Below are 21,337 nucleotides of genomic sequence, written 5' to 3' on the forward strand. Positions count from 1 at the left end.
AAAAAAAAGATAGACAATTAAGATTTAATGCTACCAATTATATCCTCCACAGCTTTTTTAGGATCTTCTGATAGGTAGATAGATCTTCCAACAATGAGGGCATCTGCAAATTTTAATGTATCTTTAGGGTCTCCTCCCTGAGTTCCAACTCCAGGAGATATTAAAAATGAATCTTTTCCTATAACAGACCTGATCTTTTCAAGGCGGTCCAGTTTAGTAGAAGGCCCTACAAAGTTAGTGATTCCCAGATCAACTCCCATCTTTGCGATGTCTTCTGCATGCTGCTGCAGGAACATGGAAGCGCCGGGATGGGACATTTCAGTTAAAAGAAACACATCTTTACCATACTTTTCTGCAGAGTTCATGCATGCAAGTGCGCTGTCATCACCAACAAATCCCTGGACAATTATCGCATCTGTTCCCGCCTCAAATGTAACATCTGCTATTTTTCGATTGGTTGCAGGTATATCTGCAACTTTAAAATCTGCAATTATGCTGCAGTTAAATTCTTCTTTAATGGCCGTTATAGACTGAAGCCCCTCACTTAAAACCAGAGGATAACCTATTTTAATTGTATTTAAATAGTCTGAAACACTTTCAACAATCCTAAGTGCTTCTGTCCTATTTAAAACATCAAGAGCTAGAATTATATCATTTTCAACTTCCATAATTTTAGTATATTAGACTAGTTTAAATGATTTTCCAATTGGCCAAATACATTTAAATTAGTTTCTCATCTGCATTTACATCCAACACTGCATAAGTTAATCACTTATTAAGTGAATAACTTGTTAATCCTTAATTCAAAATTTAAAAATTAACACAATGATAGTTTAAAATTTTAATAAAAAAGTTCCTTTAAACAGGTAATATATCCCGGACACTGAAAGGAGACATCAGTGTCCAGGAAAGTTCAGTGGTCCAATTAATAATAAGTTTGTACTTATTAATAAATTTTACCTTTTAATACATGGCATGTTAAATAGCATTTCCTTTTATCAATTTTTCCAGCTGCCTTAGAATGCAAAATCAACTAATAGAAGATAACCCAAAACAGATGCATTCAAGAAGAGATTCCTGACTGTTTACTGGATAAATCTCTCTATGAATTTTGCATATACAGGCCTTGTGATAAAAATTCCTATAAGTACCCCTATAATGGTAGTGAATGCAAAACCTGCCAGGATTCCGATTCCAGCATAGCCTCTGCTGAATCCTATATATGCCAGTGGAAGCATAGCAGCGATGAGGGTTGCAGCAGATGTAAAGACTATGAAAAATGCCCCTTTAATCCTCATTCTCATAGTGGCACTTCTTCTTTTGGATTCTTTGCTTTCTTTTGATCCTTTTTTCTTTAAAACTTCATCAGTGATGATTAACTGGTCATCTACCCCCGTACCTATAGCTGCAATAATACCTGCAATAGCCGGTAAATCTATATTCCACCTTATTACAGATGCTACTCCAAGAATTAAAAGTAATTCCACAAGACTTGTGAGTATTATTGGGATTACAAGCAAAGGAATTCTGTAACGTAAAAAGATGATAATAGACACCACTATAACTGCAAGTAAACCTGCAACCAACGCCCCTGTTCTAAACTGGTCTCCCAGTTCAGCTGAAACACTGTTAACTCCAGCAACACTAACCTTTACTGGTAAAGCCCCAGATTGCAGCACTGCTTGTATGTTCCTGGCTTCATTTTCAGCAGCTTCCCTGGTTTCTGCCGTTCCTGAGACTTCAACCTCTGTTGTAGGCGTCCCTGTTGCAAGGCCTTCGCTTAAAACAGGGGATGAAACCAATTGATTATCAAGATACATTTCAACCGGCTGCCCAGCCTTACCCTGTGCAACCTGTGCAAAACGATTAGCACCTGTAGTCGATACAGTAAATGGTACACTCCACTGAGTTCCAGTAACCTGGTATGGACGGACATTTGTTATATCGGTCCCTGTAAGTGCAGTCTGGTTATCTATTCTGGCCTCAAATACACCAGGAGTTCCCACGATATTTGTAACTTCTTCCGGCCTTACCCCCGCTATTTCCACAATTACATCCTGATTTCCACTGGCCCTCACATTAATGTCCCTCACGCCAAATATGTTAAGCCGCCTGTCAAGGACTGTTACGACAGTATTCATTGTATCCTGATCAACAGGATGTTCTAAATGAATTTGTATGACTGATCCACCTTCTAAATCCAGGCCCTGCTGTATACCCAATACTGAAATTGAAATAATACTGCCAATAGCCAGTACAATGAGTAATATAACCCTATAATCTTTTAAAAAGTCTGCAATTTCGCTCATTAACGTCCACGCTCCAGGTACCATCTCAGTATTCCGAGGTTCATTAACCAGGTTACAAGCACATCTGCAGCCAGACCTATCATAAGAACTGCTGCAATATCTGCCAGTACCTCTGCAGATGGAATTAATAAAACAACAACAATATAAAGAGTTGCCATTGCACTAATGGAAGTAACTGCCATTGTTAAACCTGTTTTCATAGCATCAACCGCTCTTTCTGTAACAGTTCCTTCCCTACGCCTCAATACACGCGTGGTAAGCAAAATATCCGTATCCACACTGTATCCAATAAGTAAAAGTAAAGCACCTACTGATGCCAGGGAAAGCGGTATTCCAAACAGAGACATTCCACCAGCCGCTATAATAATATCAGACAATGCAGCTAGAATAACTGCTATAGAAGGTACGAAGTTTCTAAATACTACAAATACAGTCACTGCCATGAATATAAATGCAAAAAGTATTGCCCAGAAAATTTGATTCAACGCTTCAGCGCTTAAAACTGGCCCAACAGATCTAAAACCCAGTATGGATGCTGTTCCATTTAATGTATTCCTTAAATCACCAGGATCTACCTCCCCGCCAATTTCAACTGTAGACTGATTAGAACCAACTAACTGAACACTCACATCATTTGTTCCCAATCCATTACTTATTATATTCTCCAGCTGAGCTTGACTTACTGGTTCTTGAAGCTGAAGATCAGCTATTGTACCTCCACTTAGTTCCACCCCATAATTTAAACCATTCACTGCCAAAATTACCACTGCTATTAAGGTAATAATTACAGGAATCGCTATTAATGGTTTGTAAGATTCCATAAGTTTTTCAATTTTCATTAAAACACCATAAATAAGTTTTACAATATTTAAACAACAGACTTAACTATATTTTACAGATGTTAAATCCCCAAAATTATTACTTATTTTAATTTTTATATTAATTATTTTATATATGTTGCATCGAAAAAGTTCATGCATAAAATTGATTTCTCTAATACTAACCATCATAAGTTTACATAAAAAAGTAAAATACAACCTATTTTTTATACTCAAAAACAATTAAGTCCAACACAATAAAAGTAAAATTAACACCAGATAATGTATCCCGCAAACAGCAGCAAATAATGTGTAAATTAAGGAGTGAATTTAAAAATTAGCTTTTAAAATATGATTTTTAAATTATCAACCTGAAATATTAACAGATTATCTAATACATTAAAATTTGCTAAAAACTTATCAAAACGTTTTAAATATGATTTTATGCACATGAACGATATGTAAAATTATATAAATCATAATTAACAGTTATTAACATAATTTAATACAAAAAATTGATAAATGATATAAAATGAGAAAAAATATTTTGCTGATAACCGCAATACTTTCAATGTTTGTTTTTGGGCTTCAACTGGCAGAACCAGCTTCTGCAGTCAGCTTAAAACAGGTAGATCATGGTTCTTATAAAATTAATGAGCCAAATAATAATTATTTTATCTATTCATGGAAAACATACCAGTACAAAACAAGTTATGTAAAAATAAATTTTTATGTAAAGTTCAAAGGGCAGAAAACACAGACTATGACCACTACCCTTAGAAAGGAAAGTAAATACATATTACAAGTTCGCGAGTTTTACAACAAAAAATGGGCAATTACCTATTATATTCCTGAAAAAAGAACTGCTGCACAATATTACTGGAGAGTGGTCAGGCCATCAATGGGACAAGACCTAATAATTGGCGGCAGCGGATCAGGTTCTGGAAGTAGCAGTGGAACTGTAACTTCTAATGCAATAAAACATTAAGTTAACTGATTTATTGCTTTTTAGATAGTTAGCACTAAAAAATCTTTTTAACATATCTTATAGACATGCATCAATTAAATAAAAAAAGTGTTTAATGGAAATTTAATCCTGTGATGTAATTTCCTATTGTTCCCGTAAAGTTAGCTTCAATAACTGCTGCAACTGCAAATAAAGTTACTGCAATTAAGAGTAAAGCTATGGAGTCCTTGAATTTCATATAATCGTTGTTTACATAGGGTTTTCCCCTCAAACTGTTTATTAAATCAGCGATTATAGTTGTGAGCCTGAACCCTGCAGCACTAGCTATAATAAGTGCCGGAATTTCAAATATGCCGTGAGGTACTATATAGCTCACAAAAACTAGAGGGCTAACACTGTTATGGTTAATAGCACCACCACCCATAAAATATCCTAAAAAAGCCCCTAAAATGAACCCGTTAAGAGACAACAATCCTGCAGTAACTATTCCAATAATTCCACCAGCATAAATCATAAAGGCAGTTCTAACATTGTGCATGAAAATGGAAGCAGTGGATATATCAACTGCACTGCTAATTGTATTAGAAAGTACTGTCAGGAAATACCCAACACCATCAGGTAAAAAGTAGCCTGCAAGCACACCAATAAAAAAAGATGCAGCGAATATAATAACTGAAACAGTTAAAATCTTCTTATTTCGCTTAAAAACACCCCTAAAAATGTTATATTTACTTAAAGACTTATTATTAGAAATTGATATGGACATTTAATGTTTCTCCTTCTTTATTTACATCATAAATTATGAATATTATTTCATAAAAATTACATACCATCACTTATGTAGATAAACACATACTTATAAATTTTACTAAATGTAGAGGAAAAGTGAGTTATTTTTTGGCAAATATGTGGTAAAAATATGTAAAATTAAAAAAGAGCAAAAAACTTAGACTAAAAAAATATAAAAAAGCCTTTAACACGTTTTATGTTAGAGGCAAAAAAGATTCTCTTAAGCTAATAAAAAGTTATAAACTTTTAATAGCTAATTCAATATCTGATGCTTTAACTGTTTTTCTTCCAGCGTGTTTTGCAAGTTTAACAGCTGCTAAAGCTATTTCTTCGCCTTTTTCTTCTAACACTTTTGTTAAAGATTCTGTTGCATCTTCACTTACTCTCTGTGCGCCAGCATTTTTTATTATTCTACTTACTGGAGCAAATGGTAATTCTGTCATAAATGACCGCCTCCGTTATTTTACCAATATACTGTGTATAAATAACCTTATATAAATTTATGGTTTTATTATCTAATAATTTTAAAAATTATGTGCTTTTTACTCACTTAAAATAAAATAATTCAATTTTTTGGCATCAATTAATAAAGTATTAATTATTAACACAACTTGAAAAATTTAGGACATGAATACAATTAATTTTACTTAGACAAATTCAGATTCTTCAAAATACTTTCTAACTCAACCTAAATCATATTTTGGAGCCTTGTTTAAACATACACCGTCTTCCAGTTTTACATATTTAACCTTGTTTAAGCAATAACAATTCATATAACTGATAGAAAATCCTGTTTCTTGGCTCATTTCTGCAAACAACATTTAATTTTTTTTTTATTGCTGATACAAACCTATTCATGATATCTGTAACTCTATCTAAAAATACACCAAATTGATTGCATGGTATTAAATTTAACTTTTGTCTCATTCGTCTCATTATACTGGTTTTTGTCTCATTTCTGCAATGATCATTTCAAACAGGTGCCCCTCGTTTTTTAAATTAAATATTTCATACCATTTTTTTAAAATCAAATAGTTATTCATTTTTTAAATAGTAGTGAGTTTATCTGCATGTTTTACCTGCAAAATGGTCAAAAACAGGAAAATTTATATAATCTCTCAAGTATACTTTAGAAAAAGAAAAGGGGACTTTAACCGGTACAAATGGAAGGATTTTTACCGTGGCAGTGGTGCCTGTTCTGGTACATCATAGTATTACCCGCGGTTGCTTACTGCATAATCCAAATCAAAAAGGTTAAAGAGGAACACCCTGAGTCAAAGCCTTTGCTTGCAATTACATGAGCATTTATATTTATATTATAATCTTTAAAGCTGCCTTCAGTCACTGGAAGTACTTCCCACTCTACAAGTAAAAGGTTAAGTGCTGTGCTTTTCGGGCCGGCTGCAGTAAGCGTTCTATTGTAATTATACTCATATTTCAGACATTACTCCATGCACACGGCGGAATAACTACTCTACGAGCTAATATCGTTTTTATATGATGCTTGCAATCAATCTCTTTATAAGGACATGGTTGCGCGGTGAACAAATTTATATAACAATGGAGTCAAGATGTTATGGAGGATCTATTAAAACCTTCAAAAGCCGGGAAGATATAGGAGCTAAAAATATTCTTTTACTATTATCCTTTGAATCCTTCCTTTTGCTTGGAACTTATTTAACATGGGGTTTAAAAATTATATAAACCTGACAGCTTTTATTAATTAAATACAGAATTTCCATTTTAGGTGAAATGATGAATATAATTGAAACAAAAGATATCGCATACAGCTATCCAGATGGCACAAAGGCCCTTGAAAAAGTCAATTTTAAAGCGGAAGAGGGTAAAATCATTGCACTACTTGGACCAAATGGTGCAGGGAAATCAACATTATTTTTACATTTTAACGGGATTTTAAGACCTACCTCCGGAAAGGTACTCTTAAATGGTGATGAGATAAAATATGATAAAAAAGCACTGATGCATGTAAGACAAAACGTGGGGATAGTATTTCAAAATCCTGATGATCAGCTGTTTGCCCCAACGGTAGTGGAAGATGTAGCTTTCGGACCTATGAATCTTGGTTTATCCAAGGAAGAAGTGGAAAAACGGGTTGATGAATCCCTAAAACGTGTGGGAATGGAAGAATTTAAAAAGAAAGCACCCCATCACTTGAGCGGAGGCCAGAAAAAGAGGGTTGCAATTGCAGGGATACTTGCCATGAATCCCCGAATAATGGTGCTTGACGAGCCAACATCCGGCCTTGATCCCAAGGGGGCCTCCCAAATACTTAAAATATTATACGAATTAAACAAAGAGGGAATGACAATAATTATATCAACTCATGATGTGGATTTAGTACCCCTCTATGCATACAGCGTATATATAATAAGTAAAGGAAAAATTATAAAAGAAGGAAATCCCCAAGAAGTATTTGGAGATGTTAAAACCATAAGGGAGGCTAATTTAAGACTTCCGAGAATTGCACATCTTATGGAAATACTGGAAAAGGAAGATAAATTACCCTTTGATAAACCATATCCCCTTACCATAGGCGAAGCAAGAAAAAAATTAAAGGATCATTTTGAGGATTAAGTAATGTGGTGATAAAATGAAAGTAGGAATTTGCGATACCACTTTTGCACGGGTTGATATGGGTGCTCATGCAATAGACGAAATTAAACAACATGTTGGGAATATAACATTCATAAGACGTACAGTACCCGGAATTAAAGATTTACCAGTTGCATCAAAAAAATTAATAGAAGAAGAAGGCTGTGAAATTGTGATGGCCCTCGGAATGCCAGGTCCTGAAGAAAAAGATAAAGTTTGTGCTCATGAAGCATCGACCGGCCTTATACAAGCCCAGCTCATGACAAATACACATATACTTGAAGTTTTTGTTCATGAAGACGAGGGTGAAAATCCGAAGGACTTGAAGCAGCTCGCTGAAAACAGGGCCCGTGAACACGCGCAGAACCTGATTAAAATGATGTTTAAACCAGATGCAATGCGTAAAGAAGCAGGAATGGGTATGAGAGAAGGCCGCCCCGACGTTGGGCCTGTTTAAATTTGTTTTTGATCAACTTTTAAAATTAAAGATTTTTACTCATTCGAAATTTATAATTTCGATGTTTGAAAATTGAAAATTTTCAACCGGAAAAATTCGTAGAATTTTTCCATGCCCCGAAAACCTATGGTTTTCGACGACCACAAAGCCTCAATTTTATAAGCACGTCAGAAAATCAGGAATTTTTCGGGCCACGAATCTGCGATTCGTCGGGTTGGCGGGAGATATTGAGCCTGTTTAAACTCCGAATTACCATTAAAATTTTAAATTATTACTGTTTATTTTACTAATTTCTTTAATCAAAGAGTTCAGTCAATTTAAAGTATTGATAATTCGTTTTATAAAAATAGTAATAACTTCTTATGATAATAACATAACTAAGTTTTTATATGTTAAAATCTAAAAGCTGACTAAATGAAAAACGCTAAAATTCTCGTCATTGGAGATGAAAATAGCGCAAAGATAAGTATAAAGTCTAAGCTTGAAGATTTAGGCTATACAGTTCTTGCTATTGAATCAAATGGTATAAAAGCTGTGAAAAATTCCGGAGAATTAAAACCGGATTTAATTTTAATGGATATTAATCAAAGTGGAAATTACATAGAGACCTCCAAAATAAGGAAGTACTTTAATAATCCCATCATATATTTAGCAGATTATTCTGACAGCCAGTTACTCGAGAAAACAGAATTAAATCCGCCTGTTTATATTATAAGGAAACAATTTAGTGACATTGAACTTAAAATCACCATAGAAACTGCTCTTTACAACGATTTAAAATTAAAAGAGGGTACCAAAAATTTAAATGCTTTTTTAAATGCTGTCAATGAGCCAGCATTTCTAATAGATTTGAAAGGGAATATACTTTTTACAAATGAATACACTGAAAAAACTTTAGGTAAAGTTGTTGACTCCAATATTTACGAACTTTTACCGCACCCTACAGCTGCATACAGAAAAAAGTACGTTGAAAATGCCATTAAGGCTAAAAAAGTTACTTATTTTGAAGATGAAAACTACGGTAAAAATTATGAATACCGAATTTATCCAATTTTAGATGAAAAAGATGAAGTATCCAAGTTATCAGTTATAGTACTGGATGTTACTGAGCGTAAACTAGTTGAAAATACCTTAAAAGAAAGTGAAGAAAAGTATCGTTCAATTTTTGAAAATAGTACAGATGCCATATTCCTTACACGTCCGGATGGCACTATCTTAGATGTTAATCCTGCTGCAGAAGAAATGTATGGATACACCAAGGATGAACTGCGCAAATTAGGCAGATCAAGTATTGTTGATAAAGATGATCCCCGGTTACATACAGCCATAAATGAAAGGAGCATTACTGGTAAATTTAAAAGTGAATTTAACTCCATAAAAAAGGATGGAACAAAATTTCTCACAGATGTTACTGGCAAATTATTTACAGATAGTAACGGAAATGACAAAGGAATTATCATAGCAAGGGATATTACTGAACGTAAAAAGATAGAGAATGAATTAAAAGAGAATCAACGTACTTTTGAAACTTTAGTAAGTAATTTACCTGGAGTTGTCTACAGGTGCATGAATGATCCTAACTGGACAATGGAATTTGTAAGTGATGGTTGTTTAGAATTAACAGGATATCAACCAGAAGACATCATTATGAATAAAAACATTTCTTATGAAGATTTAATACATATCGATGAAAGGCAACTTGTCTGGAGTACAATTCAAAAAGCTTTAAAAGAAAACAAACCATTTAAACTTATTTACAGGATAATCACTGCAGATCTAAAGGAAAAATACGTCTGGGAACAGGGTAGAGGTATCTATTCTGGTGAAGGAGAATTAATTGCTTTAGAAGGATTTATAACAGATATTACTAAACGCAAGAAAGCAGAAAAAGAACTCCAGAAGTCAGAATTATATTACAGAACTATTTTTGAAAATACTGGGACTGCAACATTAATAGCTGGAGAAGACACTGTTATTTCCCTTGCAAATACTGAATGTGAAAAACTTTCAGGATACTCAAAAGAAGAAATAGAAGGTAAAAAAAGCTGGATAGATTTTGTTGTAGAAGAAGATATGCAACAGCTATTAAACTACCACAATATAAGGGAAAATGACCCTATCCTGGCTCCAAAAAACTATGAACTTAAGTTACAAAATAAGCAGGGTGCCATCAGGGATGTTTATGTAACTATTGAATTAATCCCATATACAAGAAATCGAGTAATTTCTCTTTTAGATATTACAGATAAGAAAAGATCAAGAAAAGCACTTAAAGAAAATGAGAAGAAATACCGTCAGTTAGTGGAAAATGCCCATGAAGGTATCTGGTCAGTTGATTGTGAGGGCAATACTCTCTTTGTAAATCCAAGAATGGCAGATATGCTGGGCTATACTGTAGATGAGATGATAAATATACATTTATTATCTTTCATGGATGAAAAAAATGCAAAAATTGTTAAATCACGTGTGAAAAACTACAGGGATATTGCTGAAGGACTATATGAATTTAAATTTACTAAAAAAGACGGGAAAAATATCCATGTAAATATAGATATCACGCAGATCTATGACGACCACGGCAATTATATAGAATCATTAGCCTTAATATCTGATATCACTGAACGCAGGAAAGCTGAAGAAAAACTTAGATTAGCAAGTACATATAACCGTAGCCTAATTGAAGCAAGTTTAGACCCTCTTGTGACTATTGGTTCTGATGGAAAAATAACTGATGTAAATAACTCTACAGAACTTATAACAGGTTACGCTCGAGAACAGCTTATAGGGACTGATTTTTCAGACTACTTTACCGAACCTGAAAAAGCCAGAAAAGGATATCAACAAGTTTTTCAGGAAGGATTAGTGCGTGATTACCCATTAAAAATTAAAAATAAGGAAGGTTTTACAACACCTGTTTTATATAATGCTTCCGTTTATAAAGACAAATTGGGGAACGTTATAGGTGTATTTGCCGCTGCACGTGATATTACCCAGCTTAAAAAAGCCGAAGAAAATATAAAAGCATCACTTGAAGAAAAAGAGATACTGCTTAGAGAAATTCACCACAGGGTTAAAAATAACCTGCAGATAATAAGCTCCCTTTTAAGTCTTCAAACAGGTTACACTAAAGACGATGAAACACGGAATGTCCTTGAAGAGAGTCAAAATCGTGTTAAATCAATGGCAATAGTCCATGAAAAACTTTACAATTCAGAAAGCCTTGTAAAAATAGATTTCAAAGATTATATTAAAGATCTAACAGACAGCCTGTTTTTAACCTATAAGATCAGCCCATATATGATAAAATTAAACAAAAATATTGATAATATCTTTTTAAATGTAAATACTGCAATTCCATGCGGCCTTATAATAAATGAACTGGTAACAAACAGCCTAAAACATGCATTTCCAAAGGCATCCTGCCGTGGCCCTGAAAATGGAAAATTTGCAGATCCGGCGACTACAAGTCGGGGGTTTGAAAATGAAAACCTGGAAAAATGTAGTTTTTTCGGCCTGCAAAATTCTAAATTTTGCGGTTCAAGAAATGAAGCAATCGAAAACTCCGTTTTCGATGCGTCGAAATTGAAAATTTCAACAGTTTCTTTCAACCCCAAAATCGAAGCTGGCAAAACTGAAAGTTTGCAGATCAAAGATTTGCAGCATGGAAAAATTGAAAATTTTTCCGGTTACGAAGCTTTACTTCGTAAACATCAAAAATCTACGATTTCCGAAAGTTTTGCGCATCCAAAATCTTCGATTTTGAAAGATTTTGAGGAATTTTCAATTCCGGTGGCCTCTGGCCACGGACCCGCAAATCATAGATTTGCCAGTCCCCAGACTGCAGGTCCTAATTCTAATGAAATACAGATTGAACTTCACCAATTAAAAAATAATTTAGTATTAGTAGTCTCAGATAACGGTGTAGGCTTACCTGAAAATATAGATTTCACAAATACAGAATCATTAGGGCTACGTTTAGTAAATAACCTGGTTAAACAGGTCGATGGTACTATTGAACTGGACAAAACAGAAGGTACTAAATTTAAAATTACTTTTAAAGAATTGAAATATAAAAAAAGAATTTAAATCATTTTTTTAGTGGAAAGAAATATTACATGTTTAATTTCTAAAAAAATGGAAATTAAAACAATAACTATACAAAAAAGAGAAAATGACCACTAGTTTTTAGAGTATGTGCCCGGACAATAAATGAAGGCATCATAGTATCACTGCACTCAATAAACCAAAATATAAATTAAAAGAAGATAGATCAATATCCAATAATATTGACCTAAATTAATAACATATAATTTTACATATAAATTTTACAGTTTAGAATATCAATACTGATTTATATACAATTTTGAAAATTATAATATTTTTATATTAAAAAATAAGCCTAATTTTATTATTTTTTACAATTTCATTATTTTTAAAATATTTAATTATACAAATTAATATGCTCAGTTCTGCTACACTTTGGACATATCCATATTTTCCAATCAGAGCGTAACTTTTTATATAATTTCCCCCTGCCAGATTTGCCACAATAACTACATTTTCTAGTTTCATACTTCAAGATTTCACCCACAAAATGTTATTAAATATACATAGTTTTTTATGATTTTAATATATATTACCTAATTTATATTAATTATTATTTAGAAATAGATCAATAATTACAAAAATATAAGGCATGAAACTAATGAATGCTGTTTTTTTCTATCTTTTTTGAGAAATTAATGAGTTAAATAATTTCATTTAGATGAGTAGATACTTAATTTAACTTATTTTATTTTCAATAATTTCAGGTAATAAAAACAGTATGTTGATATATGAGAAAAAACAAAAAAAAGAGTAGAATCTCAATAAATCAAATAATACTTTGATTGGGATTCATATATCGAAAACAGGTTAAAATTTTCTGCTTCAACGCGAAAATTAAGGCCATATTAACATATATCACTTTAAGTGAGTTAAAATGCAATTGTATCTAAAAAATAAAGGATTAAACTAAATTATGGAGATGAAAAAAATGAAAGAAGAAGTATTTTTCAGCAAAGGAATGCCTCATATTAAAAAAGATTATCCCGACCTTTATGAAGCAATTGTACATTTAAATAATGCTGCATATACAGGTAAAACCATAGATTATAAAACTCAAAAGTTAATAGCCATAGCAGTAAATGCAGCAGCTTCTGATGACAGGGCAATAAGAAAACAAATGGTAAGCGGAATGAAAGAACTCGGAATTACAAAAGATGAGATAATGGACGCTTTAAGGGTTGTTCTTTTAACTGCGGGAAAACCAGCATTTACCAAATCTGTTGCAATACTTTATAAATTACTTGAAGACCCTGAAATGGTAAAATGTATTAAATAACTTTTTTTAATTAATTTACTTTTAATAATCCCCTATTTATTTTTAATAAAATCTCAGTGCCGATTAAAACAAATAACTTATTTTAGAAAGTACTAAAGAAAAATCATGAACTTTCAGTATTCCCCCTATGGCATCATACTAATGGCAAGCGCATTCATAATTTTATCTTTAGGTATTTACAGCTATAAAAAACGTTCATCTACATTACATACTTACTTCATTTTTTTCATGATATCCATATTTTTATGGTGCCTGGGGGCAGGAATGGAATTTTTCAGCATTGCAATATGGGCAAAAGTATTCTGGATTAAAGTTACTTACTTTGGAGTAGCTACAGTTGCCCCTCTCTGGTTTATATTCGTATTAAACTACGCTAATTATGAGAAATATTTAAAGCCTACCTACATCAGGCTTCTTTTCTTAATACCAGTTATTGTTATAATTATGGCATTTACAAATGAATGGCATGGATTGCTGTGGCCAAATATAATTCCAATATCTAATCAACCAGGAGCTATTTTAATTTACGAGCACGGCCCTGTTTTCTTCATTAACATGATCTACAGCTTCTCCCTGGCTGTAATTGGGCTAATTATTTTAACTAAAAGACTAATAACTTCCTCAAGAAAGTATCGTCAGCAGATTTCTATTTTAATACTGGTTGGCTTAATACCTTTAATTTTCAGCAGCCTTTATGCATTCCACGTTCTCCCTATTGTAGGGCTGGACTTTTCTCCATTTGCACTGGTTATAGCTGGAATGCTGCTTGCTTTAAGTATTTTCAGGTTCCATTTCCTGGATATTCTTCCAGTAGCCCATAAAATACTATTTAAAAATATGGTCAACGGTGTTCTGGTTTTTGATGATAATGAAAAGTTAATGGAAGTAAATTCTGCTGCCAGTCTAATAGGCATAAGCCCTGAAGATATTAACAGAAATGCAGATGAAGTTTTCGGCAAATTTGAAGAACTTAAATCAGTTTACATGGCACGTAAGTCCGAATCAGAGGTATTTTTAGGAGAACCGTTAAATCAATGGATTCAAGCTCAGATTACCCCCATCTATGATGATGAAGATATATTTCAGGGACATTTGCTAATAATTCAGGACATAAATAAACGCAAAAAACTTGAAGATGAATTAAAAAAATCACTGGAAGAAAAAGATCTGATGATGAAGGAAATTCATCACAGAGTCAAGAACAACTTTATGATTATACAGAGCCTCCTTCAATTACAATCACGGCATATAGACAATGAAGATGTTTTAGAGATTTTTAAAGAGAGCCAAAATCGGATTAAATCAATGGCATTTGTCCATCAGCGTTTGTACCAGCAGAACCTTAAAAAGATTAATTTTGGAGATTATCCTGAAACTTTAGCTTCGGATATTTTCAAAAGTTATGTAAGCAATCCAGATCAAATAACATTAGATATAGATACGGAAGATGTCACATTAGACATAGATACAGCCATTCCCCTTGGACTAATTCTAAATGAGCTGATTTCTAACAGCTTAAAATATGCATTCCCTAAAGGTAGAAATGGCATATTAACAGTTAAATCTTATTTAAAAGGCAGTAAATACAGTTTAATAGTAAGTGATAATGGAATAGGGCTTCCAGAAGATTTAGACTACGAAAATTCAGATTCTTTAGGTTTAAAATTAATATACAGTTTATCTGATCAAATAGGAGCAGATGTTAAACTAAATACAACAAATGGAACTAAATTTGAAATTACATTTGATTTAGAAAATTAAGTTTATTCCTACTTTTTAAAGTAGACCCTAATTACCTCTTAAAATTGATATTTTCACTTTTAAAATGAATATTTTTGATCAATTATATTATTAAAGCTAAAAGCATGTTATTACAGGTTAAAAATTAGAAAATTAATTAATAAAGTCTAAATGAGATAAGTAATCAGCTTTAATAAACTATTAATCTTAAAAATAAATTTAAAAGAAAATAGCTTTGATCGTAGACTAACTAATATGCTTAATTATTAATTAATAATTATAATGACTTTTTATACCAAAATAGTGGTTAATTCAACAAATTTTTAGAAAATTTTAAATATAAATTAGTTATAGTATTAACAACAACAAAAGGAGGTAAAAAAAATGGTAAATGCAATACTTGCTGCCATACTGTCTTTAATAATCCCCGGATTAGGTCAGATTGCAGCTGGCGAAGTTAAAAAAGGAATAATATTCTTTGTAATTGCAGTTATACTTGGTTTATTATTCAGCATGATAAGCTCATTTATTGGTATTATATCTTTCTTATTTGCAATATACGCAGCTTACGATGCATACCAGATTGCAAAAGCTTAAACATTAATTATATTTTAAGCAACGATATTTTTAATAATACAATATATTTATTTTATTTTTTTTAACGATTTCTATATCTTCATATATTAAATAGGGGATCTTAACATATTAAAAATTAATTCCATTATTTAGATGTTGTTTTAAACTAATTGAATATAAAATCAGTTAAATACTGCAAAATTACTATTAAAGCAAATTTTGGAAAAAAATTATAGAATTATTGTTCTTCCCATAGCTAGTAAATGCAATATTATAAACTAAATTTATTCAAATTACTAAAAAGTGCACAATAACTATGATAAACCTTTATTTAGTTATTTATAGATTAATATGTAATATTACCCGTTAATATAGCATTTGCTTGATATTATATATTAAAATAAGCCTAATTTTAGTAATTTTTAGAAAATTTTAAATAATACATTATACAAAATAAATAATATAGTAGGGAGGTAATCAAATGGTAAATGCAATAATTGCTGCATTAATGTCTTTAATAATCCCCGGAACAGGCCAGATAGTATCTGGCGAAGTTAAAAAAGGAATAATATTTTTAGCCATAGAAATTATATTATACGTACTATTTCTCACAGTAAGCCCATCCATAGTTATCATATCATTCCTGTTTGCCATATATGCTGCTTATGACGCATATAAGGGCGCCAGATCAGATACACATGCATCTGCAGTATAGCAAATAATTCCTTTTTCATTTTATTTCTAAAAAAGAACTCACCAATTACAAAATTAAATAAATAGACAGTATAATCATTTTGAATCTAATTTATCAAGCACAATCTTTTTATACAACATAATGATCATCATTAATTTGAAATAACAACTTAATAGTTAATTTTTCTACTTTTTTAACAATAAATTTATATCCTGAAAATAAATAAAATCAGCTATATGATCACTTTTAATTTTCATTTAAAGCACAACCTTTTTATACTAACTTATTCTAATAATTGATCATCACCAATGGTGAAAACAACTTTTTTTGGGAAATAATCCCATGGATGTGGCGCAAGCTGAACAAAAGAGGTGTTTTAATGTATAAATATATAAGAGACGCATGGAAAAATCCAAGCGATTCCTTCGTCAAGGAGCTTATGCAACAGAGAGCTCCACAGTGGAGAAGGGAAAGCGTAATTCAAAGAATAGACAGACCTACAAGGCTCGACAGAGCAAGGTCTTTAGGATATAAAGCTAAAAAAGGATATGTTGTTGTAAGGACCCGAGTTAGGAGAGGTGGGAGCAGAAAAACAAGATTCACCGCCGGTAGAAAACCTAAAAGACAAGGTGTCAACAAAATAACCCCTGCAAAATCCATTAAAAGAATAGCAGAAGAAAGAGTAGCCAAAAAATACCCTAACTTAGAAGTTTTAAACTCATACTGGGTATGGGAAGACGGGAAATTCAAATTTTTTGAAGTAATACTAGTTGATCCAAACAGCCCATCAATTAAAGCGGATAAAAACATAAACTGGATCTGTGAAAACCCGCACACAAGCCGTGTGCTTCGTGGACTCACAAGTGAAGGTAAAAAAAACCGTGGACTTCGAGGAAAAGGTAAAGGCGCTGAAAAGGCAAGATAAGCCTTAAATTATTTTTTTTAGCAAAATAAAGGAAAAATATCCATGATCCATAACATTTCATATCGTGTATTTGTTTATGGAACAGAAAATGAGGAAAAGGTGAAAGAAGCAGTTCAAACTCTCTTTCCCAATTCTCATCCTCAAACTGATACTATAGAAGGCTATTTTAAGAATCCTGTTTTAATATTACATGATAAAATCTCCAAAAACCGTGAAATTAAAAATTTTATCCATATATTAGAAGAAATTGACGAATCCAGTAAAAAACAACTTCGCAGTGAACTGGAAAATAAAATGGATGAGCGAGGAAATTTGTTCTTAAGATTTGATAAACAGAGAGCATATCTGGGAGATTTAAAGATAATAAAACATGGAGATGCAATACACGTTAAAATAAATATAGCTGCCTATCCTGCAAAAAAAGAAAAAGCAATGGAAGTTGCAAGGGATATTTTTGGTGTATAATTATGTTTTTTGATTTTCATGTTCACAATACCCATTTAGCTCGCGAAGCCAAACGGCTGGGATACAGCGGAATTGCACTTGTACAATCTTCCAAAAATTATAATAAAACCGCCAATATCAACCCGCAAGATGATTTTAACGTCTTCAGTGGTGTTGAAGTATATGCAAAAAATCCAGAAGATTTAAGAAAGAAAGTTCAAAAATTTAGAGAACACAACGAAGTTTTAATAGTAAACGGCGGAGATATAAAGATAAATAGGGCTGCATGTGAAGATCCACGGGTCGATATACTGGCACATCCCTACAAAAATAGGAGAGACAGTGGAATAAACCACGTACTTGCAAAGAAAGCCTCAGAAAACAATGTTGCAATTGAACTCAACATTAATCAGGTGATTAAAACACGCTTATCACTACGAGCAAAAATTCTAAGTCAATTCAGGCAAATTTTAAAGCTCCAGCGAAAATTTAAATTTCCACTAATAATTACAAGTAATGCTTATTCCATATATGATCTTAGGACTCCTGAAGATATAACTGCCTTTGCAGGCTGCCTGGAAATGACCCATGACGAAATTATAAGTTCATTATCTAAAAATCCTGCAGATATAATAGAACGAAGCAGGATAAGGAAAAATGTTATAGTACAAGGGGCTAGAACTATAGAACAGGATGATTTAGATGAAGCTTAAAATACTGCCCCCTACACTCAGGAATGATAAAAGATACATCTCATTTGAAGCTGTATCAGAAGTACCTTTGGATAAAGAAGATGTTATCTCACTGGTATGGGAATCTTCATTGAATTTCCACGGCGAATGTAAGACAAGTAAATTTGATCTGTGGGTTATGAGGATCTGGCCCCTCAAATCATCTGATGATAAAAATATAATTAAGGGGATCCTCCAGTGTAATAGAGAAGAAGTAAGTTCAGTAAGAGCAGCGATCTTGCTTGTAAATAAATTTAAAGGCAAACGAGTGGTCTTTCATACCATCGGTATTTCCGGAACAATCAAAGCCGGAATAAAAAAGTTTATTAAACTAGAAAAATAACATAAATAAATAGTTTTTAATTTAAATCTGAATTCGTTTAAATTCGCTATTATTGCCCTTTTGAGTTATATCTAAAACTGAGTTTAAATGAGTAGTTTTAATTAATTTAATAAATAAATACATATACGTAAAGTATTAAATCTAATATAAATTATATTTAGAAATTAAATTCATTTAGTAGATCGAAAAATAATAGAGAGGTATATATATGCAACCGATGCCAGGAGCAGGATATGATAGGGCTATAACCGTATTTAGCCCAGATGGAAGACTTTTTCAGGTTGAATATGCAAGAGAAGCTGTTAAAAGAGGTACAACTTCATTAGGTGTTAAATCAGGTGAAGGTATCGTACTGGTTGTTGATAAAAGACCTACCAGCAAACTCGTTGAACCAAAATCAATTGAAAAGATATTCCAGATTGATGAACATATTGGTGCAGCGACCTCCGGACTTGTAGCTGATGCAAGGGCCTTAATTGAGAGAGCAAGAATAGAATCTCAGGTTAACAAAATAACCTATAATGAACCAATTAGAGTAGATAGTTTAGCTAAAAAAATATGCGATATGAAACAGATGTATACCCAGCACGGGGGAGTAAGGCCTTTTGGTTCAGCTTTGATAATTGGAGGAGTAACCGAAACTGAATGCAGATTATTCGAAACTGACCCTAGTGGTGCACTAATTGAATACAAAGCAACTGCAATAGGTGCTGGAAGACAAATAGCAATGGATGAATTCGAGAAGAAATACAAAGAAGGCATGAAATTAAATGAAGCTATTGATCTAGCATTAGATGCTGTTTATGAAGCCACTGAAGGTAAAACAAGCGCTGAAAGTGTAGAAATTGCAGTTATAGATTTCGAAACTAAACGGTTCAGAAAATTATCAGAAGAAGAAATAGAAGAATATGTTGAAGAACTTCTCTTAAGAAAGCCTAAGGAGGAAGAGGAAGAAGGAGAAGAAGAAGAAGAGGAGTAAAAATGGTCACTCTTGAAGATTCAGTTATAGCCCGTCTGGAATACTACGGAGAACGTTTTGAAATCTTAGTAGATCCAGATCTTGCTTCCGAGTTTAAAAGAGGCAAAGACATACCACTAGAGGAAATACTCGCTGTTGAAGAAATATTTAAAGATGTTAAGAAGGGAGATAAAGCATCTGAAGAAGCTATGAATAAAGCTTTTAATAGTACAGATCCTCTAGAAGCTGCAGCCTTAATACTTAAAAAAGGCCAGGTACAGTTAACTGCCCAGCAGCGAAAAGAAATGTTAGAAGAGAAAAGAAAGAAAATTATTGCAAAAATAACAAGAGAAGCCATAAATCCACAGACAAAACTTCCTCATCCTGCAAGAAGAATTGAAAAAGCCATGGAAGAGGCTAAAGTTCACATTGATCCATTTAAAAGTGTTGATGAACAGGTGAATATTGTTCTTAAAGCCATTCGTGTTAAAATACCAATAAGATTTGAACATGTAAATGTAGCAATTAGAATTCCTGGAGATTACGCAGGAAAAGTATATTCCATAATTTCAGATTTTGGAAAAACAAAAAAAGAGGAATGGCAAAAAGACGGATCATGGATCGCTGTGGTTGAAGTACCTGGTGGCCTACAGGAGAGCTTTGACAGGAAGTTAAGCGAACTTACAGGCGGACAGGTGGAAACCAAAATAGTAAAATAATAACTTCGTTGTAGTGAAGAGCTTAATTTATTTAAACTTATAATTGAATATAATTTTATCTTCAATCTGTTTCATAATGCCATGGGATAGAGTTTAAACACGATACTTCACTATAATTTTATGGCTTTCCACTTTAAAGGAGGCAGAACGTGATATTTGTAGAAGATAAAGCTTTAGTGGTTCCAGGTGATGTTCTTGCAGATGAAGAATATCATACAGGAAGAGGAACGTTTAAAGAAGGTAACAATATATGTTCATCTCTTGTTGGTTTAGTTGCTATAAGGGATAAAAAGGTAAGTGTTATTCCCCTACAGAGCAAATATATTCCAAAAAGAGGCGACGTTGTAATTGGTGAAGTTACCGATATAAGATTTTCAATGTGGAATTTAGACATAAACTCCCCATATTCAGGATTTTTACCTGCTTCAGACGTTTTTGGAAAAGAGAAAAGAGATTTAAACAAGGCATTTAATGTCGGCGATGTTTTATTTTTAAGAGTTGTTGATGTTGATGAAGTTAAAAAGGTAAAACTGGGTTTAAAAGGTAGAGGACTTGGCAAATTTAGAGGTGGAATTTTAATCTACATAACCCCAACAAAAGTACCACGGCTCATTGGTAAGAAAGGATCTATGATCAACATGATAAAAGATGAAACAAAATGTGACATCATCGTAGGTCAAAATGGTGTGGTATGGGTTAAAGGCGAACCGCAGATGGAAAGGGTTGCAGAAAAAGTTATAAATATGATAGAAGATCAGGCCCACACCTCTGGACTTACAGATAGAGTAAGAAACATGCTTTCTGAACTTCTTGGTAAAGAAATAGAAGAAGTTGAAGAAGTCCCTGAGCCAGATGTAAATGAATAAACAGG

22 protein-coding genes and 1 pseudogene are annotated in these 21,337 nt (G+C 32.7%); 17 read left to right on the plus strand and 6 right to left on the minus strand.

Annotation, left to right across the window (positions count from 1 at the left end; genetic code table 11):
* Positions 1-17: 17 nt before the first annotated feature.
* The 3 genes from pyrF to ASJ80_RS13090 form a co-directional block, all read right to left on the minus strand.
* Entirely contained in the window at positions 18-668 is a 651-nt protein-coding gene (gene pyrF, locus ASJ80_RS13080; protein WP_069583247.1) for an orotidine-5'-phosphate decarboxylase, read from the minus strand.
* A gap of 417 nt (positions 669-1,085) precedes the next feature.
* Positions 1,086-2,309, minus strand: a complete 1,224-nt coding sequence (locus ASJ80_RS13085) for a preprotein translocase subunit SecD (RefSeq protein ID WP_069583248.1) — start codon at positions 2,307-2,309, stop codon at positions 1,086-1,088.
* Positions 2,309-3,148, minus strand: a complete 840-nt coding sequence (locus tag ASJ80_RS13090; protein WP_069583249.1) for a protein translocase subunit SecF — start codon at positions 3,146-3,148, stop codon at positions 2,309-2,311. Before ASJ80_RS13090 ends, ASJ80_RS13085 begins: the two co-directional genes overlap by 1 nt.
* 511 nt (positions 3,149-3,659) lie before the next feature.
* Between ASJ80_RS13090 and ASJ80_RS13095 the strand changes: the two genes are divergently transcribed.
* The gene (locus ASJ80_RS13095; RefSeq protein ID WP_069583250.1) at positions 3,660-4,115 is read left to right on the plus strand and encodes a hypothetical protein; all 456 of its coding nucleotides are present in this window, start codon (positions 3,660-3,662) and stop codon (positions 4,113-4,115) included.
* Between the two features lie 91 nt (positions 4,116-4,206).
* Here ASJ80_RS13095 and ASJ80_RS13100 read toward each other — a convergent pair whose 3' ends face one another.
* Positions 4,207-4,860, minus strand: a complete 654-nt coding sequence (locus ASJ80_RS13100) for a stage II sporulation protein M (RefSeq protein ID WP_069583251.1) — start codon at positions 4,858-4,860, stop codon at positions 4,207-4,209.
* Between the two features lie 259 nt (positions 4,861-5,119).
* Positions 5,120-5,326, minus strand: a complete 207-nt coding sequence (locus ASJ80_RS13105; RefSeq protein WP_069583252.1) for a histone family protein — start codon at positions 5,324-5,326, stop codon at positions 5,120-5,122.
* Between the two features lie 720 nt (positions 5,327-6,046).
* Here ASJ80_RS13105 and ASJ80_RS13110 point away from each other — a divergent pair.
* The 5 genes and pseudogenes from ASJ80_RS13110 to ASJ80_RS13130 all read left to right on the plus strand — a co-directional run.
* Positions 6,047-6,372, plus strand: a pseudogene (locus ASJ80_RS13110) (energy-coupling factor ABC transporter permease); the annotation flags it as partial.
* 8 nt (positions 6,373-6,380) lie between these two features.
* Positions 6,381-6,587 carry a CbiQ family ECF transporter T component gene (locus ASJ80_RS13115; protein WP_069583253.1) on the plus strand — a complete coding sequence of 69 codons (207 nt, stop codon included), beginning with the start codon at positions 6,381-6,383 and terminating at the stop codon, positions 6,585-6,587.
* A gap of 51 nt (positions 6,588-6,638) precedes the next feature.
* On the plus strand, positions 6,639-7,478 hold the full coding sequence (locus tag ASJ80_RS13120) for an ATP-binding cassette domain-containing protein (RefSeq protein ID WP_069583254.1): 840 nt from the start codon (positions 6,639-6,641) through the stop codon (positions 7,476-7,478).
* A 16-nt stretch (positions 7,479-7,494) separates the two neighbouring features.
* Positions 7,495-7,953 carry a riboflavin synthase gene (gene ribC, locus ASJ80_RS13125; protein WP_069583255.1) on the plus strand — a complete coding sequence of 153 codons (459 nt, stop codon included), beginning with the start codon at positions 7,495-7,497 and terminating at the stop codon, positions 7,951-7,953.
* A gap of 414 nt (positions 7,954-8,367) precedes the next feature.
* Positions 8,368-12,039 (plus strand): PAS domain S-box protein, encoded by a 3,672-nt coding sequence (locus ASJ80_RS13130; RefSeq protein WP_069583256.1) that lies wholly within the window; start codon positions 8,368-8,370, stop codon positions 12,037-12,039.
* A 300-nt stretch (positions 12,040-12,339) separates the two neighbouring features.
* Here the strand turns inward: ASJ80_RS13130 and ASJ80_RS13135 are convergent, their stop codons facing one another.
* Entirely contained in the window at positions 12,340-12,525 is a 186-nt protein-coding gene (locus ASJ80_RS13135; protein WP_069583257.1) for a hypothetical protein, read from the minus strand.
* Between the two features lie 463 nt (positions 12,526-12,988).
* On the opposite strand from ASJ80_RS13135, the gene ASJ80_RS13140 reads away from it, so the two are divergent.
* From ASJ80_RS13140 to rrp4, 11 genes are all read left to right on the plus strand, one after another.
* Positions 12,989-13,336, plus strand: coding sequence for a carboxymuconolactone decarboxylase family protein (locus ASJ80_RS13140; protein WP_069583258.1), 348 nt, complete (start codon positions 12,989-12,991; stop codon positions 13,334-13,336).
* Between the two features lie 141 nt (positions 13,337-13,477).
* Positions 13,478-15,097, plus strand: a complete 1,620-nt coding sequence (locus ASJ80_RS13145) for a sensor histidine kinase (protein WP_245837592.1) — start codon at positions 13,478-13,480, stop codon at positions 15,095-15,097.
* Between the two features lie 363 nt (positions 15,098-15,460).
* Positions 15,461-15,673 (plus strand): hypothetical protein, encoded by a 213-nt coding sequence (locus ASJ80_RS13150; RefSeq protein ID WP_069583260.1) that lies wholly within the window; start codon positions 15,461-15,463, stop codon positions 15,671-15,673.
* Positions 15,674-16,133: 460 nt separating this feature from the next.
* A complete protein-coding gene (locus ASJ80_RS13155; RefSeq protein WP_069583261.1) occupies positions 16,134-16,367 on the plus strand; it encodes a hypothetical protein in 234 nt (77 codons plus the stop codon).
* Between the two features lie 358 nt (positions 16,368-16,725).
* Positions 16,726-17,271 carry a 50S ribosomal protein L15e gene (locus tag ASJ80_RS13160; protein WP_069583262.1) on the plus strand — a complete coding sequence of 182 codons (546 nt, stop codon included), beginning with the start codon at positions 16,726-16,728 and terminating at the stop codon, positions 17,269-17,271.
* Between the two features lie 42 nt (positions 17,272-17,313).
* Positions 17,314-17,736 carry an RNA-binding protein gene (locus ASJ80_RS13165; protein ID WP_069583263.1) on the plus strand — a complete coding sequence of 141 codons (423 nt, stop codon included), beginning with the start codon at positions 17,314-17,316 and terminating at the stop codon, positions 17,734-17,736.
* Between the two features lie 2 nt (positions 17,737-17,738).
* A complete protein-coding gene (rnp3, locus tag ASJ80_RS13170) occupies positions 17,739-18,428 on the plus strand; it encodes a ribonuclease P protein component 3 (protein WP_069583264.1) in 690 nt (229 codons plus the stop codon).
* Positions 18,418-18,789 carry an Rpp14/Pop5 family protein gene (locus ASJ80_RS13175; RefSeq protein ID WP_069583265.1) on the plus strand — a complete coding sequence of 124 codons (372 nt, stop codon included), beginning with the start codon at positions 18,418-18,420 and terminating at the stop codon, positions 18,787-18,789. Before rnp3 ends, ASJ80_RS13175 begins: the two co-directional genes overlap by 11 nt.
* Positions 18,790-18,997: 208 nt before the next feature.
* A complete protein-coding gene (psmA, locus tag ASJ80_RS13180; RefSeq protein WP_069583266.1) occupies positions 18,998-19,768 on the plus strand; it encodes an archaeal proteasome endopeptidase complex subunit alpha in 771 nt (256 codons plus the stop codon).
* A gap of 2 nt (positions 19,769-19,770) precedes the next feature.
* Positions 19,771-20,466, plus strand: a complete 696-nt coding sequence (locus tag ASJ80_RS13185) for a ribosome assembly factor SBDS (protein WP_069583267.1) — start codon at positions 19,771-19,773, stop codon at positions 20,464-20,466.
* Positions 20,467-20,615: 149 nt separating this feature from the next.
* Positions 20,616-21,332, plus strand: coding sequence for an exosome complex RNA-binding protein Rrp4 (gene rrp4 / locus ASJ80_RS13190; protein WP_069583268.1), 717 nt, complete (start codon positions 20,616-20,618; stop codon positions 21,330-21,332).
* Positions 21,333-21,337 lie beyond the last annotated feature (5 nt).

Source organism: Methanobacterium bryantii, assembly GCF_002287175.1.
Classification (GTDB): Archaea; Methanobacteriota; Methanobacteria; order Methanobacteriales; family Methanobacteriaceae; genus Methanobacterium_D; species Methanobacterium_D bryantii.

Bases quoted from the DNA above. Each gene is read 5' to 3' on its own strand.
- rnp3 (WP_069583264.1), top strand. From the start codon at position 17,739: ATGTTTTTTGATTTTCATGTTCACAATACCCATTTAGCTCGCGAAGCC.
- ASJ80_RS13185 (WP_069583267.1), top strand. From the start codon at position 19,771: ATGGTCACTCTTGAAGATTCAGTTATAGCCCGTCTGGAATACTACGGA.
- ASJ80_RS13155 (WP_069583261.1), top strand. From the start codon at position 16,134: ATGGTAAATGCAATAATTGCTGCATTAATGTCTTTAATAATCCCCGGA.
- pyrF (WP_069583247.1), bottom strand. From the start codon at position 668: ATGGAAGTTGAAAATGATATAATTCTAGCTCTTGATGTTTTAAATAGG.
- ASJ80_RS13095 (WP_069583250.1), top strand. From the start codon at position 3,660: ATGAGAAAAAATATTTTGCTGATAACCGCAATACTTTCAATGTTTGTT.
- ASJ80_RS13150 (WP_069583260.1), top strand. From the start codon at position 15,461: ATGGTAAATGCAATACTTGCTGCCATACTGTCTTTAATAATCCCCGGA.
- ASJ80_RS13115 (WP_069583253.1), top strand. From the start codon at position 6,381: ATGATGCTTGCAATCAATCTCTTTATAAGGACATGGTTGCGCGGTGAA.
- ASJ80_RS13160 (WP_069583262.1), top strand. From the start codon at position 16,726: ATGTATAAATATATAAGAGACGCATGGAAAAATCCAAGCGATTCCTTC.
- psmA (WP_069583266.1), top strand. From the start codon at position 18,998: ATGCAACCGATGCCAGGAGCAGGATATGATAGGGCTATAACCGTATTT.
- ASJ80_RS13090 (WP_069583249.1), bottom strand. From the start codon at position 3,148: ATGAAAATTGAAAAACTTATGGAATCTTACAAACCATTAATAGCGATT.
- ASJ80_RS13165 (WP_069583263.1), top strand. From the start codon at position 17,314: ATGATCCATAACATTTCATATCGTGTATTTGTTTATGGAACAGAAAAT.
- ASJ80_RS13105 (WP_069583252.1), bottom strand. From the start codon at position 5,326: ATGACAGAATTACCATTTGCTCCAGTAAGTAGAATAATAAAAAATGCT.
- ASJ80_RS13145 (WP_245837592.1), top strand. From the start codon at position 13,478: ATGGCAAGCGCATTCATAATTTTATCTTTAGGTATTTACAGCTATAAA.
- ASJ80_RS13085 (WP_069583248.1), bottom strand. From the start codon at position 2,309: ATGAGCGAAATTGCAGACTTTTTAAAAGATTATAGGGTTATATTACTC.
- ASJ80_RS13130 (WP_069583256.1), top strand. From the start codon at position 8,368: ATGAAAAACGCTAAAATTCTCGTCATTGGAGATGAAAATAGCGCAAAG.
- ASJ80_RS13100 (WP_069583251.1), bottom strand. From the start codon at position 4,860: ATGTCCATATCAATTTCTAATAATAAGTCTTTAAGTAAATATAACATT.
- ASJ80_RS13175 (WP_069583265.1), top strand. From the start codon at position 18,418: ATGAAGCTTAAAATACTGCCCCCTACACTCAGGAATGATAAAAGATAC.
- ribC (WP_069583255.1), top strand. From the start codon at position 7,495: ATGAAAGTAGGAATTTGCGATACCACTTTTGCACGGGTTGATATGGGT.
- ASJ80_RS13140 (WP_069583258.1), top strand. From the start codon at position 12,989: ATGAAAGAAGAAGTATTTTTCAGCAAAGGAATGCCTCATATTAAAAAA.
- ASJ80_RS13135 (WP_069583257.1), bottom strand. From the start codon at position 12,525: ATGAAACTAGAAAATGTAGTTATTGTGGCAAATCTGGCAGGGGGAAAT.
- ASJ80_RS13120 (WP_069583254.1), top strand. From the start codon at position 6,639: ATGAATATAATTGAAACAAAAGATATCGCATACAGCTATCCAGATGGC.